The following is a 16,840-nucleotide window of genomic DNA, read 5'->3' on the forward strand; positions in this document are numbered from 1 at the left end:
CTACAGTCTGTCAGATGCCGCGGACACGAGGGCCTCTTCCACCCTTTCTATGTTCGAACGCACGGTCGCCTTGGAGCGCGGGTGCAGGATATTGACGTAACGGCGATACGCCACCGCACGCAGCAAGAGCTGCTGTATTCCGGGCACCGACGCAAAGCGGGTGCAAATATCACCATCGACCGCCCCCGCGATCAGACCATCCACCATGACTATCGCTGCAGTCCAGCCCGCCGGACGCGGAGCGGCAGAAGGCACGATATCAATCAACGCCGGCGGATTGGCCCCGGAAAAAATGGTGGTTCCCAGAAGATCCATGTGAGCGGTGACCAACGGGAGGTGCGCAAGCTCAGCATCAGAATAGGCCTCGCCGCTCTCCTCCCACGCGGCCCGCTCCGCCCGCGCAAACACGTCCTCGCGCCGGTCCATGGTGGGCAGCGGGGCCACATCGAGGGCGTCATCAAGGCGAAGCGCCAACTGCACGGTTTCATCGATGCGCCCTCGCAACTGACCGTCCACGAATTGCGTGGCCTTCCACCCAGCGGCTGTGTAGCGCCCATCGGCGGTCAGAACCGGGCGGGCGATACGCGCTCCCGGCACGCTGAGTTTCTCGCGTACCTTAGCGGACCAACCAGTCCACGGCCGCGCCTCGGCAAAGACGATATCCCCGACGCGAATCCCGTTATCCCAGGCAGACCCCACGAGCTCTCCCTGCGTTCGGCGCGGGTGAAACTCGGCGTTGAAGGCGGCAAGAACGGGCTCAGGTGGCAGTGGCATGGGGGAAATAGTCCTTAAATTTCGAGCGGCTTACTCGGGCTTGGCGTGATCAGAATTAGCCGGATTCGGGTAGGGCCACGGGTTCGGCTCGCAGGTGACGTCCTCGTCCGGATACACCTCGTTTGGTTCCTTCTCAAAGAGCTTCCCGTTGTTGAGGCTCAGCGTCTGCTGCATCATGACGGGCGCGAGCTTACCCTCGCCACCACAGGGCTGGTGGGCCGCGTAACCAATGGCGTGGCCGAACTCATGGTTGATCAGGTACTGGCGGTAGTTGCCCAAATCCCCCTCAAACGGTGCAGCGCCCCGCACCCAGCGAGACTCGTTGAGGTTGACCGCGGATTCACCGGTAATCGTCGTGTGACACGAGGTTTCCGATTCCAGCTGTGCACCGCACAGCTTTGCGGTGGTCCCCAGCGAGGTCAGACGGATGTGCGTATCTGGGTTGTCATCGGCCTTGACGTGGATGAATTCGAAGTCTCCGTTGGCGGTCCACCCGCGGGGGTCGGACAGGGTGGCGTCGACCAGAGCGACCACCGCAGCATCCCCACCGTAGGCGGAGGTGTCCACGCCATTTTCGATCTCCACGGAAAAACGGATGGTCTGTTTTCCACCCTTGCCCGCGTGCATGGTGGAAGGGCCGGCATCGCGGTAGGTTTCATCACCTTGCTCCGTGAAGGCACCGCCGGCGGGCAAGCCATCCTTGGCAGCAGCGACCGCACTGGCGTTGGCAGGATCGGGCCCCTTGGGCAGGGACGGGGTTGCGGTAGCGCTGCTTGTCGACGTCTCCCCTGCCGCCGTCACGTCCGCCTCCTGAGCTGGGGAGCGGAAAACGTCAACGAGCACCCACACGGTGATGACGACCATGACGGGGATCGCCACCACGCGCCACCAGCCATACTCGCGAGCGAAACGCTCCACCGCTGAAAGGCGCTGTGGGTGCTGTCCAAGATCCGCGGGATTCTCCATGGCCATTTAGGCTACCCGCTGAGACGGCGCGCGCGTACTTAGCCCGCGAAACCGACGGTGTGGGCGCGTGCAGTGCCGATTTCTACGTAGACGACTCGCTCGGTGCGCACAATGTAGGAGCGGCCCTTGGTGTCCTTCAATTCGAGGGTGGAGTTCTCCGCCAAGGCATTGTTAATGGTCTGGGTCAGTTCTTCGCGCTCGCCTTCGGCATGAATAACCAGTTCGCGGGCGGTATCGGCAAAACCAAACTTGATGTCCATGTGGTGTGTCTCCCTTAGATCGTTGTCATTAATCGGTGCCGTGAGGCCTGCGCCCCCGGCGCTCTAATGGCCCCACTATAGCCACGTCCTCTACTATCAAGGTGTGCTTGCCCCGAAATCTTCCCGCGAATCCCGCGAATCCCCTACCTTTGCCGAGCTCGGCGTCGCCGTAGAGATCTGCGATGCCCTCGCTGACAACGGGATTACGCACACCTTCGCCATCCAGGAGCTCACGCTCCCCATCGCGCTCAATGGCCAGGACCTCATTGGTCAAGCTCGCACCGGCATGGGAAAGACCTACGGCTTCGGTGTACCGCTTCTCGATCGCGTCTTCGATGACGCCGACATCCCAGAGCTTGACGGAACCCCCCGCGCGCTGGTCATTGCGCCAACGCGCGAGCTAGCCATCCAGGTCAGCGGGGACTTGCAGGTCGCTGCCGCGAATTTGCCGCTCAGCGTCATCACCTTGTGCGGCGGCCGCCCCTATGAGGAGCAGATCAAACAGATCAACGCAGGCGCGGACGTCGTCGTGGGCACCCCGGGCCGCCTCCTCGATCTCTGCCAGAAGAAGCACTTATCCTTCGATCAGGTCAGCGTTCTTGTATTGGATGAGGCCGACGAGATGCTGGACTTGGGCTTCCTTCCGGACATCGAGAAGATTCTCTCCCTGCTGCACGGCAACCCGCACCAGACCATGCTCTTTTCCGCCACTATGCCTGGCCCCATCGTGACGCTGGCTCGCACATTCCTGGACCAGCCGGTGCATATCCGTGCCGAATCTGCCGACGCCCAGCAGACCCATGCCTCCACCCGCAAGGTCACCTTCCAAGCGCACCGCATGGACAAGATTGCGGTACTGGGAAAGGTCCTGCAGGCCCACGGCCGCGGGCGCACCATCATTTTCACGCGCACGAAGCGCTCGGCGGCCGCCGTCGCGGAGGAGCTGGCGCAGCGCGGGTTCGCGGTGGGCGCGGTTCATGGCGACATGGATCAAAAAGCACGCGAGCGCTCGCTCGATGCCTTCCGCGACGGCACCGTGGAGATTCTAGTGGCCACGGATGTCGCTGCCCGCGGCATCGACATCGATGATGTCACCCACGTCATCAACTATCAGGTTCCGGACGATCCAATGACGTTTGTTCACCGCATCGGCCGTACCGGCCGCGCCGGCCATACGGGCACGGCGGTGACCCTCGTCGGTTACGACGAGCTGGGCAAGTGGCAGGTCATCAACGATGAGCTCGACTTGGGCCAGGCGGAGCCACCGCAGTGGTTCAGCACTTCTCCGGAGCTTATGGAAGCACTTGATGTTCCGGAAGGGGTTGCCGATACGGTCGGCCCACCCACCAAGGTGTTGGGTGGACCCCGGCGCTCGGGCTCCCCGCGTGGAAGCTCCCCGCGTGGCGAATCCACGCGCTCAGCCCGCGCTTCGCGCCGCACTCGTTCCCGTAAACGCAATCCCCGCCAAGGAGGACGCCGATGAGCACCGAGCACGCCCAAGAATCCCCGGTCGACAACGCCGCTGCGAAGAAGGCACCCATTTTGCGTTCCACGAAGGCGGACTGGATTGCCGTGGGCGCGATCAGCGCGGTATGCGCCATCGCCATCGGCGGTGCGGTCATCACCGCACCGATCCACAAAGCTGAGCTCACCCCGGCAGTCGATGCTGCTGCCAACGCCGAGCCAGCGCTTTTCACCGCCGTCCCGAACTCCCTCACCGAATCCTTCAGCCTGCCCAACGCCTTAGTCCCGGGCCAAGCCCGGGCTGTGTCGTCGAAGGGTCTGCTGGTGACCCATGACGGCGACACCCTGAGCGCCACGAATGCTGCCGGCGATGAGGTGTGGACCTATGAGCGCCGCGATGCCGACCTGTGTTCGCTCGGCACGGCGTGGAACAAGATTGTCGCTTCCTATGATTCGGGCAACGGCTGCGGTGATGTGGTGGCGATCGATGCTGCCTCCGGCCAGTATTCCGATACCCGCAGCGCCCGCAATTCCGACGAGGTGGTCCCCATCGTCTCGAACGACCGCGTGGGAACGGTCTCCGCCGAGCGGGTAGAGCTGTGGCGCTCCGACCTCGTGCGCACGGTGGAGTACGGCGATGTCGATGCCAAGCAGGAACCCAACATGCAGCCCCACGAGGACTGCGCCATCACATCAGCGCTGACCCGTACCGAGACGATGGCAGTGACCGAATCCTGCCCGGATTCCCCGGATGCCACGTGGTTGCGTATCCAGACCGCCACACCGGAGGATTCCCGCTCCCCGGAGATTTCCAAAGACATCAAGATCGAGGATCCGGGCGCGCGCCTCGTCGCCTACGGTCAGGAGGCGGCCGCAGTCTTCTTGCCGGGCGATACGCCTCGCATTGTGTCCTATAACTTTGAGGGTGAAGCGCTGTCGTCCACGGACGTGGAACCTTCGACGTCCATCACCAACTCCGCCTCCCCCTTTGCTCCTGCCGTAGCCGATCTGCCCCACCACATGACGTGGTTTGATGGCGAGCGCCTCTACCTCTTTACGCCAACTCAGCTCAAGGTTGACCACGTTTTAGAGCAAGCGCTGGGCACCGGCGTAGCCGTTGACGAACGCGTTCTCGTGCCCACTGAAGAAGGGATCGACGTGGTGGATTGGTCGACCGGTAAGACGGAGCGCACCATCCCCGTCGACCGTGATGGCTATTCAGGCCCGATTTCGCTGACCTTGTCTGGCACGGTCATCGTTGAACAGCGCGGGGACACGGCCGTGGCGCTCAAGGCATCCTAGAAGTGGCTTTCAGCCCATTGCGCTGCCTCGGGTCGCACCATGAGCAGGTACAGCACCAACCCGGCGCTCGCTAGGGTTAGCGCACCGAGCAGGGCCGAGCCCCCACTAAACATCTGGAAGGCGATGGCGCCCAGGATGAATTCCACGAGCACGATGGCCCCGCGCCCCCAGCGTTTGCCTTTCACGAAGGCCCAGGAGCCGACGATGACAAAGCCGAAGACGATAAAAATGAAGATGGCCGTGCCCAGGCCGACGAAGCCTGTCGCGCCTGAGTCCGAAACCATCGAGTCGTTTTCAGCACCAGATACCTCACGGACGATGAGGAAAATGCCAAAGATGATTACGGCGATGGACTGAACCACCGCGATTCCCGCAGCCGCGATGACTGAAGCCGGCGCGCCATTCCCACTGGTACGAGGTGACGTAGTCGAGGACTGTTTCTTCTTCTTGTTCACGGCCGCTTAGTCTACTTCTTACCCCTTCGGTTTAGGCCATCTCCACACCGCAGACTCCCCCGCCCCGCAGACACAGTCCTCGGCATTCAGCTAGGCCTTCCCTCACACAGGGTTTTCGGGGGCAGAGGACTGAATATGGATTTGACGCGATCCAGGTCACCACACTCACAGTTTTACCCACATCAACGCTGGTAGACGAATTATTGACAGCCTTCTTACAGCCTTCAACCCATTAGTAAATCCTAAACCGACGACATTTCTTTAGTGACTTTGGACACTTTTTACCCTTTACCCCTAGCGGACTTTGAGTAAACGTGTCATTATTCTCAGGTAGCAAAAACAACGAGCTGTTAAATCAGTTCATAACTCGGAGCAAACTTCGAGTTAACAGAAAGTGAACCACGGCGGCGTCGACGCTGGCCCCAACTCGAGACAGGGCCCCACTGACCGCAGACCAGTCCACTTCACCCCGTAGCACTCGGAACAGTTCACAGCTGTGAACTGTCCTAGGTGCGCCTACTTTCACCCACTGCTGTCAAAAATTTGTTAGGAGATTTCAATCATGGATTGGCGCCACGAAGCTGTTTGCCGCGACGAAGACCCGGAGCTCTTCTTCCCTGTCGGTAACTCCGGCCCTGCTCTCACCCAGATCGCTAAGGCCAAGCTGGTCTGCAACCGCTGCCCAGTTGCCTCTTCCTGCCTCAAGTGGGCCCTGGAATCCGGCCAGGACGCTGGTGTCTGGGGCGGTCTCTCCGAGGAGGAGCGCCGCGCCATCAAGCGCCGCAACCGCAGCCGCGCCCGCGCTCGCGTTTCCGCCTAAAGACCCCTCAGAAGGCACACCCCCGATTAACACTCCGGCATACCCTGCCGCTACAGTTAAATAAGTTCATTTACCCTTAACAGAAGGAGTACGCGATGAGCAAGCGTGGCCGTAAGCGCAAGGATCGCCGTAAGAAGTCCGCTAACCACGGCAAGCGTCCTAACGCATAACGTCAGCATTCAGGGCTCGTTTCCTTCCTCATTCCGAGGACGGGAACGAGCCCTTTGCTTATACGCCGAGGCCTAGCCCCAGGTGATTTCAGTCCGCGTAATCTCCACGCAAATGCGCTGGCGCAGTGACTGCGGTGCAGCCTGTCCCCCGCAACATTTGCGCACAAGTGCTCGGACTACTTCTTCACTCTCTACGCGTTGCTGACAGGCATCGCACTGCGCGAGGTGCTCGCGGATTTCCAGTGCTCGCGCATAGCTCGTTGATTCATCGAACAGCTCCCGAAAGAGCGCTTCAACCTCGGGAGAGTTACACGCACCGCAATTGCGTCCTGTTGCGCGTTCCATTACTTCTCCTCCATCTCTGGGTGGTTGCGACCAATGCCTTTTTCTCGTGCTACGTCCTTCAACGCCGCGCGGAGTAGTTTTCTTCCGCGGTGGAGGCGGCTCATGACCGTCCCCAACGGGGTGCCCATCACTTCTGCGATTTCCTTATAAGCCAAACCCACCACATCCGAGTAGTACACCACCATGCGGTAGTCCTCCGGCAGGTCATTCATGGCCTCGGAAATCTCCGAATCCGGCATCTGCTTGAGTGCTTCGACCTCCGCTGATTCCAGGCCCGTGGAATCATGCCCGGACGTGGTATACAGCTGAAAGTCACTAAGCTCATCCGCGGAGGATTCCACCGGGCGGCGCTTGGCCTTCCGGTAGGAGTTGATGTAGGTATTCGTCATGATGCGGTACAGCCACGCCTTCAAGTTCGTGCCCTGTTTGAAGGAATCGAAGTTGCTAAAGGCCTTGAGGTAGGTCTCTTGGATCAAATCCTCCGCGTCTTGCGGGTTCCGCGTCAGACGCATCGCTCCGCCGTAGAGCTGGTCCAGCAAGGGCAAGGCTTGCTCCTCAAACAACCGCTGTTTCTGAAGCGTCTCGCTCGTCGTTTCTGTGGCCATACCGACCATCCTAGCGCTCCGGACTAGGGTGGTTTATATGTCTAAGAAGACCCCGCGTGCCGCTACCCCCGCTCTCAAACTCCTCGAAGAGGCAGGTATTGACCACCGCGTCTCCACCTTCGACGGCGGTCGCGAAAACTTCGGCGAGGCAGCCGCTGCGGCCCTCGATGTTGCGCCTGAACGCATCTTCAAAACCCTCGTCATTGATCTGAGCGCCGGCAAAGGCCCCAAGCGCCAACTTGCCGTCTGCGTCCTTCCGGTCACCCACCAGCTCAGCCTCAAGAAGGCCGCCGCCGCTTTCGGTGCGTCCAAGGCCACAATGGCCGCGCCTGCCGACGCCTCCAAGTCCTCCGGCTACATCCCCGGCGGCATCTCCCCGTTAGGGCACAAGCATGTCCTGCCCACCGTTGTTGACGAGACGGCGCTACTCTTCGACACCATCTTTTTCTCCGGCGGCAAGCGTGGCCTCGACATCGAGATGAACCCGGAGGATCTCCCCCGCGTCCTGGAGCTCTCCTTCGCCGACGTGCTCGCCGACTAGTTCTGCCGTCTAGAGCTCGCGTACTAGAACAGGGTGGCGGCCGGTGGTTCGTCGATAAGCTCTGCGTAGTCGTTGCGGACGTTACCCACCGCGGGGTCCGCCGGGTGTGCCTGGAAGCCGCGCACGGAGCTCGGCTCCAACAGAGCCTCCCCCGCCAGCCAAGGTGCGATCTCATCTGTAGTCAGAAACTTGGGTAGCCGGTGATGCAGCCACGCCATCTCCTCCGTGGCATCCGTGGTCACCATCGTGGCTGAGAGCCTCTCCATCCCCGTGGCCCACAAACCAGCCGCCCACAACAGGCCATCGGGTCCGGTCACATAGTAGGGCTGTTTCTTGGCCTTCTTATCTTCCCCGGCTTTCCACTCGTAGTAGCCATCCAGCGGGATGACGCAGCGCTGCGCCTTGAAGGCATCGCGAAAGGAAGGTTTCTGCGCCACAGTCTCCGCGCGGGCATTAAACAGGGGCGGGCCGTCGAGGTCTTTCTTCCAATGCGGAATAAGTCCCCAGCGCGCTGGCTCCACACGGGCGGTCTCCTCCGCAACCCGCACGATGGCGATGGGCTGGGTCGGAGCAATGTTATAGCGTGCTGGCGGCAGGCCTTCCGGCGCATGAACTTCCGTAATGGACTCCCACGCTCCGACTTCCTCCAGTAGGGACTCGGTGAACAGAACAAATCTTCCGCACATGCCCTTTATTATGGACTACATGTCTGCTTACTGGAGTGCTCCACAACCCACCGGCCCGCTGTCCTGGACTCAAGAAGTCCCCGGATCGAAGTCGATGACCAACCGCGCCCTCATCCTCGCCGCGCTGGCTGACTCCCCCTCTATCATCTACAACCCACTGATCTCCCGCGATACTGACCTGATGAAAGAAGCTCTGATGGCCATGGGCGTAGGTATCTCCGACTGGGGCCCGCACCTGCGTGTGACCCCGGGCCAGCTGCATGGGGCGACCGTCGATTGCGGCCTGGCCGGCACGATTATGCGCTTCTTGCCACCGGTAGCCGCGTTGGCGGATGGCCCCGTCATCATCGATGGCGACCCGTATGCGCGCAAGCGCCCCATGTCCACCATGACGAAGGCCCTGCGTGAGCTGGGCGTTGACGTCAAGGGCGATAGCCTGCCGCTGACCATCACGCCCCATGGTGTCCCAGAGGGCGCCGAGGTCACCATTGACGCTTCCGCTTCCTCACAGTTCGTCTCTGGCCTGCTCCTGGCCGGTGCGCGCTACCGCTACGGGCTCAGCGTGCGCCACGAAGGCGGCACCGTACCTTCCCAGCCCCACATCCTGTTGACCATCGGCATGCTGCGTGATGCCGGCGTGCATGTGGTCGCGGGCGAAGATAATTGGGTCGTGCGCCCTGGAAAGATTGAAGGCCGCGAGTGGTATATCGAGCCGGACCTCTCCAACGCCACTCCTTTCCTTGCCGCTGCTGCCACCTGTGGCGGAAGCGTGAGCATCCCGAACTGGCCGGAGGAAACGGACCAGCCAGGTGATGCTTTCCGCGGCATCCTGGAACAGATGGGAGCTCAGGTTGAGTACGTCCCGCAGGCACCTCGCCAGGATCCCTACCTGAAGGTCACCGGCCCAGAGGAGGGTCTAGCAGGTCTGCGTGGTATCGATCTCGACATGGGCGATATCGGTGAACTCACCCCGACCGTGGCTGCGCTGTGCGCGCTGGCCTCCACGCCTTCGACGTTGACCGGCATCGCGCACCTGCGCGGTCACGAGACGGACCGTCTGGCGGCCCTCGCTACCGAGATCAACGGCTTGGGAGGCAACGTCACCGAGCTTGACGACGGCCTCCGCATCACCCCTGCCCCACTCCACGGAGGGCAGTGGCACTCCTACGCCGACCACCGCATGGCCACCGCCGGTGCCATCATTGGCCTGGCAGTCGAAGGGGTCGAGGTCGAGGACATCGATACCACGTCCAAGACTCTGCCCGGCTTCGCCGGGATGTGGGAGGCCATGATCCGTGGCTAGGCGCGCAAGCAGCTATGACGAATCCGATGTCCGCATCCGGCCCGGCAAAGGCTCGCGCCCGCGCACAAAGGACCGCCCAAAGCACAAGGATGCCAAGTTTGGCATGGTCATCACCAAGGATCGCGGCCGTTGGGGAGTCGCTCTAGATAACGATGGCCCGGTCGTCACGGCCATGCGTGCCCGCGAGATGGGCCGCACACCCGTCGAAGTCGGTGATCGGGTCGGCGTCGTGGGCGATACCTCGGGTAAGAAAGACACCCTCGCGCGCATCGTGAAGCTCGAGGAACGCCGCTCCGTCCTCCGACGCACCGCGGATGACACGGATCCTTATGAGCGCATCGTGGTGGCGAATGCGGACCGCCTGCTCATCGTCAGCGCCGTGGCGGATCCCCCGCCGCGTTCCGGATTCGTGGAACGTGCACTCATCGCGGCCTTTGCCGGCAATATCCAGCCGGTCCTATGTCTAACGAAGACCGACCTCACCGACCCCACTCCGTTTGCCCAAGAGTTTGCGGACTTGGATGTCACGGTGGTGGAGGCCGGCGTCGACGATGGGCTGGAGCAGGTCTGTGCCGCAATTGATGGACATGTCACGGCCCTCATAGGCCACTCGGGCGTGGGAAAGTCCACCCTGGTGAACCGGCTTGTCCCGGACGCCAACCGAGAGACCGGCGAGGTTTCCGCCGTGGGCAAGGGCCGCCACACCTCGACGCAGTCGGTGGCATTGCGCCTGCCGGCGGAAGGAAGCACGCCGAATGGCGGGTGGATCATTGATACCCCCGGCATCCGCTCCTTTGGCTTAGCCCACATTGACGCGGAGAACGTCATCGAGGTCTTCGATGATCTGGCCGAAGCCATCGAGGACTGCCCGCGCGGCTGCACGCATGCTGGGCCGCCCGCGGACCCTGAGTGCGGCCTGGACTTAAACATCGAGGAAGGCACTGCTTCTGCGCGCCGTCGCGACGCAGTGCGGGGCCTTTTGGCCTCCCTGCGCACCAACGTCGATTGGGCTTAGGCCCCATTGGGGCCTAAGCGTCGGCTCTTTAGGCCTTAAGCCCTAAGGCTTAGGCCGGAAGCATGGCCGCCAGCTGCGGCGGCAGGACGGTCTTCAGGAAGGGGCTGGCAGCGCGGAGAGCCATAAAGAACACCGTCAGGGCGCCGGATACACCGAGGATGATGGCGCCACCCTTGTCGATGTTGGAGGAGGTGTTATCACCGCTCGGTGCCTTCTTGTTGAACTCTTCCTTCTTGGCACACGCATCGAGAGCCTTGACGTACTCCGGCGCGATGTCGCGGAAAGTCTCGGCTACCTTGATGTTGTTCTTAGCGCGCTTGACGGCGTCCTCGTCACCGAGCTCGACCTCTGCCTCATAGCCAGCCAGAGCACGGTAGAGCTCGTCCGATTGGTTCTCTACGTCGCGAGCACGCTTCTCCGCGTCCTTGGGCGAAATCTTAAGGCCATCCTTCAGCAGGCTGCTGTCGACGTCGTTGTCCTTGGACTCCGCGTTCTTGAGGTCGCTGGCTTCGTCCTCGCTCAACGTGATGGTGCACTTGTCATTCTTGATGGAGGTGGTCACCGCACCCGCAGTGGGGGCAGCGATTCCGCCAGCAACAAGTGCGACGGACAAGGTGGAGGTAGCAACTACGCGGCGAAGACGAGAGGAAGTCATGCTGAGGGGACCTTTCGATCGAGCTGAGTTTTACTCCAGCAGACTATCAGCATTTAGCCCAACTTGGGCAGGTAATCACCGAACTCCTTGTACACAGCGAAGCCGATGCTGATAATTCCGAAGAGAATGGCGACGATAACCCCCATCGGTCCTTGCGAGGAGCCCTCAACGATGCGCAGCCACGGAGTCTTAGGCATCACGGCCATGTTGGGGTCCGGATTGTTGGGGTCAGGTTCGCTGGGAGCCGCTTCCTGAGCAGAGCTCCCCTGCGCGGTCTGATTTGTCTGCGCTGCCGGCGCTACTGCTTCCTCTGCCCCGGCAATTGGTGCTGAAACGAGGGTTGTGACGCTCAGGGCTGCAGCGGTGATAAGGCTAGCAAGGCGAGTTGCCTTCATGATGGTGCTCCTTTTCTCAAGCAATGCCAATAAGGGCTTAGAGTAGCACCACCACTCGCGTTAGGGCTGTTAACGCTGGTGATCCTAGAGCAGTTCTACGAGGATGGGCAGCTCAGTGGGATCATAGAAGGCCATGAAGTTATCCAGGGCATCACCGACGGCAAGCTCGGCGTCTTCGTCGCCGAGGTCAGCATTGTCGATGGCGGCGATAGCCTTGGCGGTGGCAGCCTCGGATTCCTCGATGTCCACGTGGATGGCTTGCAGGTTGTCCTTCGTGATGGTGGCCGGGTTGAGCGCCACGACTGGTTCACCCATGTCCGGCTTCGGGGTCACTACTGAATCATCAACATCGACGGAGATCACCACTCGGCGGTGCGGGAACTTCTCCTCATCGCCGATGGCCAAGAGCCGCAGGGAGGCCATGGAAGCTTCGAGGAAGGCAGAGTATTCGATCTCTTCTTCGTCGCCCTCAGTGTAGAACTCGCGCAGCGCCGGGGTTACTGTAAATCCCCAACCACTGCGGGCAGCAAGCTGGCCGGTTTCTTCCAGCTCTGTCAGCATGGCAAAAGTAGCTGGCAGGAAGACGCGCACATCCTTCGACACTTAGAACTCACCTTCAATGTCGAAGACTGCCTGGACTTCCACGCTGGTGCGGTCAAAGACCGTGTAGAGCATGCCCACCATGCCATTTTCCACCGCGGCGCGGACGTTGACGATGGAATCATCTACCATGACGCAGTCATTAATCGGCAGGTCGATAGCGTCCGCTGCAGCCTGGAAGGCAGCACAATCCGGCTTTTCCGCACCGACCTCACCGGAAAGCACGACGGCATCAACGATGCCCCGGTATTCCCACTCGCGAATATGCTCCGCGCCTGGGCCGCCCGGATCGTTAGAGAGAATAGCGGTGGCGACTCCGTTAGATTTCGCGGCGGCGAACAGCTCCCGCCAGCGCTTGACGTCTTCTTCGGTGCCGTCAAGCACGCCTACAAAATCGACGATGAGTCCACGCATATTATCTACCCTTCGCATTGAGCTGTGTTTATCGTCCGAAAGTATAGCGAACATACCGCTCGCCTGCTCCCAAAGGCCAAGGCGCAGCGCCTTCTAGCCGCGGATGGCTCCAGCATGGCACAATGAACGTGCGTCCAGCTTCCTTCCCTCCGCTCGCCTTCGCCTGCCTGAGCGCCTTTCTCCGCGCTGCTTATCGCGGATAAGGACCGGTTTCCGCATGTATACCCCCATCCCCGGCATGAGCCATCTGCAGCTCTATGTTGCTCCACAGCGTATCCGCTATGAGCGCGAGCCTACCGCTGGTGACCTCGCCACGCGTGACGAGATCCACGGGCTCGTCGTCATTGTTTTAGAAGTTGCCGCCGCTTTGCGGCCAATGAGCCATCTCAACAACCCGCGCTTTGCCCCAGAAATCATCACCCATGTACGCGCGTGGCGGAAGGCCCATGCAGCGGCAGAGCTCCGCGGGGGCATGGCGCTCACCAGCTTGCATGCGCGCGCAAACGGCGAGTTCTTCGGTTCAGTGCTGATAGGTTCGCACCAGCGTGCTTTCACCGGCTCCGCAGCCGGGCGGCACATACGTTCCTTCCGGTTACTCTCAGTCGGCCCCAGCCCCAGTATCGCTGGAGGCGACCGGCAGGCTACGGGAGGCTAAACAAGAAGCCAAGGGACAACCTTGGCTGGAAACTGCGGGAGATTAAAAAAGCGAACCGAGCTTGATCAAGATGGGCGTCCAATCGATGCCGGCGAACGCCGCGGACGCACTCACCAGAGCCAAGCTGATACCGCCAAACATGGTGGCTCCGACCACAGGCAGGTTCTTTGCAGCTTCCTCGGAGGTTTCCGGAGCAGACGCAGCGCCGCACTGAGTGGCCACGGTGTCCTGGGAGCTGAGCACGGCGTCCTTGGAGGACTCATCGTCCTGCGAGCTCAAGACGGAAGAGAGCTGGCACTGCTCCTCGGGAGCAAGCTCGATAGCTGACGCAGCTGCGCCGCCGCCCAACAGGGTGGCAGATGCGAACACGGAGAGACCTACTCGCAGAGACAAGCGGCGCATACTAACTCAACCTTCCGAAGCAGAACAATTAATAATTTGACAGTATATACCTAACTGCTTCCAATAAAAAGGCGCCGTGGGGAGTTCTTCCCACACGGCGCCTCATCACTTTCCGCGCTTTCTAGCGCCAGCGCGTCAACGCAGTTTCAAGCCGCGTCAGATTAAGCTTCCGCTTCCGCGTTTGCTTCACCCGCTGCACTCGCCTCTTCCTGGGCCTTGAACTGCTTGCGTAACATGAACAGCTGGCGGACGGTTTCTTCCTTCACTGCGTCGTTCATGGCGTTAAACATGTCGCCGCCCTCCTTCTGGTATTCCACCAGGGGATCGCGCTGCGCCATAGCACGCAGGCCAATACCTTCCTTGAGGTAATCCATTTCATAAAGGTGCTCGCGCCACTTCTGGTCGATGATCGGCAGAATGATCATGCGTTCGGTATTGCGCATCTGGTTCTCACCGCCGATGGCAGTCACAGCATCTTCGAGCTTGTCGTACTCGGAGTTGGCATCAGCCAGGAGGGCATCCCGCAGCTGCTCCGCAGATAGTTCGCCGGCGGCGCCGTATTCGGTGCCGTCAACGAGCTCCTCATGCGTCATGGTCGGCCCGTACAGGGACTCCAGCGCATTCCACAGCTCATCGAGATTCCAGTCCTCCACGTAACCGGTAGCAGTAGCCCCTGCCACGTAGGCGGACACGGTGTCGTTGATCATCGTCCGGATGTTGTCCTTGATGTCGTTGGCCTCAAGGATGTCGTGGCGGGTGGCGTACACCACCTTGCGCTGCTCGTTAAGAACCTCGTCGTACTTGAGCACGTTCTTACGCATCTCGAAGTTCTGGTTCTCCACCTGTGCCTGCGCACCCTTGATAGAGTTCGACACCATCTTGGCCTCAATCGGCACGTCATCCGGCACGTTGAGGCGGTTCATCATGTTCTCCATGGACTGGCCCACGAAGCGCACCATGAGCTCATCGCGCATGGACAGGTAGAAGCGGGTCTCTCCCGGGTCACCCTGACGTCCGGAACGGCCACGCAGCTGGTTATCAATACGGCGCGACTCGTGGCGCTCGGTGCCCAGCACGTACAGGCCGCCGGCCTCACGGACCTCATCGCCCATCTTCTTGGAGCGTTCCCTCTCCTGCTCGATCTCAGCGTCCCAGGCTTCCTGGTACTTCTCCTCGTCCTCGAAGGGATCGAGGCCGCGGTCCCGCAGCTTCTCATCCAGGATGACCTCGGGGTTGCCTCCGAGCACGATATCGGTACCACGGCCGGCCATGTTGGTGGCCACGGTGACGGTGCCAGGGCGGCCAGCACGGGCGACGATCTGGCCCTCTTCCTCGTGGTGCTTGGCGTTGAGCACCGAGTGCTTGACGCCGCGCTTGCTCAGCAGCTGCGAGAGGTACTCGGAGCGTTCCACGGAGGTGGTACCAACGAGCACCGGCTGACCGGCAGCCACGTGCTCCTCGATGTCATCGACCACCGCAGCGAACTTCGCTTCCTGGGTCTTGTAGATGCGGTCGGAGTGGTCGGTACGCTGGTTCGGCTTGTTGGTCGGAATTGGCACCACGTCGAGACCGTAAATGGAGTGCAGCTCGGCCGCCTCAGTTTCTGCGGTACCGGTCATGCCGGAAATCTTATCGTAAAGGCGGAAGTAGTTCTGGAGGGTAACGGTCGCCAGCGTCTGGTTCTCGTTCTTGATCTCCACCTCTTCCTTCGCCTCAATGGCCTGGTGCATACCCTCGTTGTAACGGCGACCAGCCAGCACGCGGCCGGTGAATCCATCCACGATGAGGACCTCGCCGTTGCGCACGATGTAGTCCTTATCGCGGGTGAAGAGCTCCTTCGCCTTCAGCGCGTTATTGAGGTAGGACACCAGCTGGGAGTGCTCAGGTGCGTAGAGGTTTTCAATGCCCAACTGGTCTTCGACGAATTCCACGCCGTCCTCAAGCACACCAATGGTGCGCTTCTTGTGGTCCACCTCGTAGTGGATGCCCTCGCGCATCTTCGGGGCCAGCTTGGAAAAGACTCCGTAGAATTGAGAGGACCCATCGACCGGGCCGGAAATGATGAGCGGGGTACGCGCCTCATCGATCAGAATGGAGTCAACCTCATCCACGATGCAGTAGTTGTGGCCGCGCTGGACAGTTTCATCGAGTGAGCGGACCATGTTGTCGCGCAGGTAGTCAAAGCCCAGCTCGTTGTTCGTGCCATACGTAACGTCGCAGGCATAGGCTTCCTTGCGCTCTGCAGGGCGCATCTCGGAGAGGATGACACCGACGGACAGTCCCAGCCAGCGGTGAACACGGCCCATCATCTCGGCGTCACGCTTAGCCAGGTAGTCGTTGACGGTCACGATGTGGACGCCTTTGCCTTCGAGGGCGTTGAGGTAGGCCGGCAGCAGTGAGGTCAGGGTCTTACCCTCACCAGTGCGCATCTCGGCAACGTTGCCAAAGTGCAGGGCAGCACCGCCCATGATCTGCACCTTGTAGTGCTTCTGGTCGAGCACGCGCCAGGCGGCTTCACGCACGGTGGCGAATGCTTCGAGAAGCATGTCATTCATCTTTTCGCCATCCGCCAGACGCTTCTTAAACTCGTCTGTCTTAGCCTTAAGCTCGTCGTCCGACAGCGCCGCGAATTTATCTTCTAGGGCAATAACATCATCAGCAATTTTAGCCAGGCGCTTGACGGTGCGTCCCTCACCGGCACGGAGCAGCTTGGAAAGTCCAAACACGTCTAGATAGTCCTTCTGGTCGCGACAATAAAGTTAACTCGTCGCCATTGTACTCACTAGCTTTTCCGTATCGATTCGCCACCCAACCCAAAACGCAAAATCCGATACTTAACCCGCGCCCACTCGTGCGCCCATCCTGTGTTTTCTCAGAACCACAGAGCGCGGCGCCGCAACGAACTCCTAACAACCAACTGCTAACAGTTGCGCACCTCACAACGAAGGTTTAGATAAGGGCACAACAAGAGCGCCCACGTCCCCAACACGCAGTCCCCTACTCACCCGGACGC

Annotated in this window: 21 protein-coding genes; 8 read left to right on the forward strand and 13 right to left on the reverse strand. The window is 60.9% G+C overall.

The genetic code is table 11. From position 1 onward, the window contains the following. From HMPREF2807_RS09275 to HMPREF2807_RS09285, 3 genes are read right to left on the reverse strand one after another with little or no spacing between them, the layout of a single operon-like run. On the reverse strand, window positions 1–774 hold the full coding sequence (locus tag HMPREF2807_RS09275) for a hypothetical protein (RefSeq protein ID WP_049156097.1): 774 nt from the start codon (window positions 772–774) through the stop codon (window positions 1–3). A gap of 30 nt (window positions 775–804) precedes the next feature. Then, the gene (locus tag HMPREF2807_RS09280; RefSeq protein WP_049156095.1) at window positions 805–1,746 is read right to left on the reverse strand and encodes a DUF3152 domain-containing protein; all 942 of its coding nucleotides are present in this window, start codon (window positions 1,744–1,746) and stop codon (window positions 805–807) included. Window positions 1,747–1,778: 32 nt separating this feature from the next. Next, window positions 1,779–2,000 carry a DUF3107 domain-containing protein gene (locus tag HMPREF2807_RS09285; RefSeq protein WP_046647465.1) on the reverse strand — a complete coding sequence of 74 codons (222 nt, stop codon included), beginning with the start codon at window positions 1,998–2,000 and terminating at the stop codon, window positions 1,779–1,781. 103 nt (window positions 2,001–2,103) lie between these two features. On the opposite strand from HMPREF2807_RS09285, the gene HMPREF2807_RS09290 reads away from it, so the two are divergent. Next, window positions 2,104–3,483 (forward strand): DEAD/DEAH box helicase, encoded by a 1,380-nt coding sequence (locus tag HMPREF2807_RS09290; protein ID WP_046647464.1) that lies wholly within the window; start codon window positions 2,104–2,106, stop codon window positions 3,481–3,483. After that, window positions 3,480–4,766 (forward strand): Rv3212 family protein, encoded by a 1,287-nt coding sequence (locus HMPREF2807_RS09295; RefSeq protein ID WP_046647463.1) that lies wholly within the window; start codon window positions 3,480–3,482, stop codon window positions 4,764–4,766. Before HMPREF2807_RS09290 ends, HMPREF2807_RS09295 begins: the two co-directional genes overlap by 4 nt. Here the strand turns inward: HMPREF2807_RS09295 and HMPREF2807_RS09300 are convergent. Further along, window positions 4,763–5,221, reverse strand: coding sequence for a hypothetical protein (locus tag HMPREF2807_RS09300; RefSeq protein ID WP_046647461.1), 459 nt, complete (start codon window positions 5,219–5,221; stop codon window positions 4,763–4,765). The genes HMPREF2807_RS09295 and HMPREF2807_RS09300 overlap by 4 nt on opposite strands. 562 nt (window positions 5,222–5,783) lie before the next feature. Between HMPREF2807_RS09300 and HMPREF2807_RS09305 the strand changes: the two genes are divergently transcribed. Then, window positions 5,784–6,041 (forward strand): WhiB family transcriptional regulator, encoded by a 258-nt coding sequence (locus HMPREF2807_RS09305; RefSeq protein ID WP_042529827.1) that lies wholly within the window; start codon window positions 5,784–5,786, stop codon window positions 6,039–6,041. A 95-nt stretch (window positions 6,042–6,136) separates the two neighbouring features. Further along, the gene (locus HMPREF2807_RS14385; RefSeq protein ID WP_012714902.1) at window positions 6,137–6,211 is read left to right on the forward strand and encodes a 50S ribosomal protein bL37; all 75 of its coding nucleotides are present in this window, start codon (window positions 6,137–6,139) and stop codon (window positions 6,209–6,211) included. Window positions 6,212–6,283: 72 nt separating this feature from the next. Here the strand turns inward: HMPREF2807_RS14385 and rsrA are convergent, their stop codons facing one another. Then, window positions 6,284–6,556 carry a mycothiol system anti-sigma-R factor gene (gene rsrA / locus HMPREF2807_RS13555; protein WP_080975102.1) on the reverse strand — a complete coding sequence of 91 codons (273 nt, stop codon included), beginning with the start codon at window positions 6,554–6,556 and terminating at the stop codon, window positions 6,284–6,286. Then, window positions 6,556–7,161 (reverse strand): sigma-70 family RNA polymerase sigma factor, encoded by a 606-nt coding sequence (locus HMPREF2807_RS09310; protein ID WP_049156090.1) that lies wholly within the window; start codon window positions 7,159–7,161, stop codon window positions 6,556–6,558. Before HMPREF2807_RS09310 ends, rsrA begins: the two co-directional genes overlap by 1 nt. A gap of 37 nt (window positions 7,162–7,198) precedes the next feature. Here HMPREF2807_RS09310 and ybaK point away from each other — a divergent pair, with 37 nt between their 5' ends. Then, window positions 7,199–7,702 carry a Cys-tRNA(Pro) deacylase gene (gene ybaK / locus HMPREF2807_RS09315; RefSeq protein ID WP_049156088.1) on the forward strand — a complete coding sequence of 168 codons (504 nt, stop codon included), beginning with the start codon at window positions 7,199–7,201 and terminating at the stop codon, window positions 7,700–7,702. Between the two features lie 23 nt (window positions 7,703–7,725). On the opposite strand, the gene HMPREF2807_RS09320 is transcribed toward ybaK, so the two are convergent. Next, window positions 7,726–8,388, reverse strand: a complete 663-nt coding sequence (locus HMPREF2807_RS09320) for an SOS response-associated peptidase (protein WP_046647459.1) — start codon at window positions 8,386–8,388, stop codon at window positions 7,726–7,728. Here HMPREF2807_RS09320 and aroA point away from each other — a divergent pair. Both aroA and rsgA read left to right on the forward strand, forming a co-directional pair. Beyond that, window positions 8,387–9,691: a 3-phosphoshikimate 1-carboxyvinyltransferase gene (gene aroA, locus HMPREF2807_RS09325; RefSeq protein ID WP_070512178.1), complete on the forward strand. Its 1,305-nt coding sequence runs from the start codon at window positions 8,387–8,389 to the stop codon at window positions 9,689–9,691. The two genes, HMPREF2807_RS09320 and aroA, sit on opposite strands and share 2 nt — an antisense overlap. Beyond that, a complete protein-coding gene (rsgA, locus tag HMPREF2807_RS09330; protein ID WP_070512182.1) occupies window positions 9,684–10,706 on the forward strand; it encodes a ribosome small subunit-dependent GTPase A in 1,023 nt (340 codons plus the stop codon). The genes aroA and rsgA overlap by 8 nt, the downstream gene beginning before the upstream one ends. A gap of 49 nt (window positions 10,707–10,755) precedes the next feature. Here rsgA and HMPREF2807_RS09335 read toward each other — a convergent pair whose 3' ends face one another. From HMPREF2807_RS09335 to HMPREF2807_RS09350, 4 genes are all read right to left on the reverse strand, one after another. Continuing rightward, a complete protein-coding gene (locus tag HMPREF2807_RS09335) occupies window positions 10,756–11,361 on the reverse strand; it encodes a hypothetical protein (RefSeq protein WP_070512186.1) in 606 nt (201 codons plus the stop codon). Window positions 11,362–11,414: 53 nt separating this feature from the next. Further along, window positions 11,415–11,756, reverse strand: coding sequence for a hypothetical protein (locus HMPREF2807_RS09340; protein WP_070512189.1), 342 nt, complete (start codon window positions 11,754–11,756; stop codon window positions 11,415–11,417). Between the two features lie 84 nt (window positions 11,757–11,840). Then, a complete protein-coding gene (locus tag HMPREF2807_RS09345; protein WP_185963766.1) occupies window positions 11,841–12,347 on the reverse strand; it encodes a DUF6912 family protein in 507 nt (168 codons plus the stop codon). Window positions 12,348–12,359: 12 nt separating this feature from the next. After that, on the reverse strand, window positions 12,360–12,770 hold the full coding sequence (locus HMPREF2807_RS09350; RefSeq protein WP_070512193.1) for an HAD-IA family hydrolase: 411 nt from the start codon (window positions 12,768–12,770) through the stop codon (window positions 12,360–12,362). 217 nt (window positions 12,771–12,987) lie between these two features. Between HMPREF2807_RS09350 and HMPREF2807_RS09355 the strand changes: the two genes are divergently transcribed. Beyond that, entirely contained in the window at window positions 12,988–13,425 is a 438-nt protein-coding gene (locus HMPREF2807_RS09355; protein ID WP_070512198.1) for a hypothetical protein, read from the forward strand. 42 nt (window positions 13,426–13,467) lie between these two features. Here HMPREF2807_RS09355 and HMPREF2807_RS09360 read toward each other — a convergent pair whose 3' ends face one another. Both HMPREF2807_RS09360 and secA read right to left on the reverse strand, forming a co-directional pair. Then, on the reverse strand, window positions 13,468–13,827 hold the full coding sequence (locus HMPREF2807_RS09360) for a hypothetical protein (RefSeq protein ID WP_070512202.1): 360 nt from the start codon (window positions 13,825–13,827) through the stop codon (window positions 13,468–13,470). A 161-nt stretch (window positions 13,828–13,988) separates the two neighbouring features. Further along, the gene (secA, locus tag HMPREF2807_RS09365) at window positions 13,989–16,553 is read right to left on the reverse strand and encodes a preprotein translocase subunit SecA (RefSeq protein ID WP_070512207.1); all 2,565 of its coding nucleotides are present in this window, start codon (window positions 16,551–16,553) and stop codon (window positions 13,989–13,991) included. Window positions 16,554–16,840: the final 287 nt, after the last annotated feature.

It is taken from the genome of Corynebacterium sp. HMSC074A09 (assembly GCF_001811545.1).
GTDB lineage: Bacteria > Actinomycetota > Actinomycetes > Mycobacteriales > Mycobacteriaceae > Corynebacterium > Corynebacterium hiratae.

Bases quoted from the DNA above. Each gene is read 5' to 3' on its own strand.
- HMPREF2807_RS09360 (WP_070512202.1), bottom strand. From the start codon at position 13,827: ATGCGCCGCTTGTCTCTGCGAGTAGGTCTCTCCGTGTTCGCATCTGCC.
- HMPREF2807_RS09295 (WP_046647463.1), top strand. From the start codon at position 3,480: ATGAGCACCGAGCACGCCCAAGAATCCCCGGTCGACAACGCCGCTGCG.
- HMPREF2807_RS09340 (WP_070512189.1), bottom strand. From the start codon at position 11,756: ATGAAGGCAACTCGCCTTGCTAGCCTTATCACCGCTGCAGCCCTGAGC.
- HMPREF2807_RS09310 (WP_049156090.1), bottom strand. From the start codon at position 7,161: ATGGCCACAGAAACGACGAGCGAGACGCTTCAGAAACAGCGGTTGTTT.
- HMPREF2807_RS09275 (WP_049156097.1), bottom strand. From the start codon at position 774: ATGCCACTGCCACCTGAGCCCGTTCTTGCCGCCTTCAACGCCGAGTTT.
- HMPREF2807_RS09355 (WP_070512198.1), top strand. From the start codon at position 12,988: ATGTATACCCCCATCCCCGGCATGAGCCATCTGCAGCTCTATGTTGCT.
- HMPREF2807_RS09320 (WP_046647459.1), bottom strand. From the start codon at position 8,388: ATGTGCGGAAGATTTGTTCTGTTCACCGAGTCCCTACTGGAGGAAGTC.
- ybaK (WP_049156088.1), top strand. From the start codon at position 7,199: ATGTCTAAGAAGACCCCGCGTGCCGCTACCCCCGCTCTCAAACTCCTC.
- HMPREF2807_RS09285 (WP_046647465.1), bottom strand. From the start codon at position 2,000: ATGGACATCAAGTTTGGTTTTGCCGATACCGCCCGCGAACTGGTTATT.
- rsrA (WP_080975102.1), bottom strand. From the start codon at position 6,556: ATGGAACGCGCAACAGGACGCAATTGCGGTGCGTGTAACTCTCCCGAG.
- aroA (WP_070512178.1), top strand. From the start codon at position 8,387: ATGCCCTTTATTATGGACTACATGTCTGCTTACTGGAGTGCTCCACAA.
- HMPREF2807_RS09305 (WP_042529827.1), top strand. From the start codon at position 5,784: ATGGATTGGCGCCACGAAGCTGTTTGCCGCGACGAAGACCCGGAGCTC.
- HMPREF2807_RS09335 (WP_070512186.1), bottom strand. From the start codon at position 11,361: ATGACTTCCTCTCGTCTTCGCCGCGTAGTTGCTACCTCCACCTTGTCC.
- HMPREF2807_RS09280 (WP_049156095.1), bottom strand. From the start codon at position 1,746: ATGGCCATGGAGAATCCCGCGGATCTTGGACAGCACCCACAGCGCCTT.
- HMPREF2807_RS09350 (WP_070512193.1), bottom strand. From the start codon at position 12,770: ATGCGTGGACTCATCGTCGATTTTGTAGGCGTGCTTGACGGCACCGAA.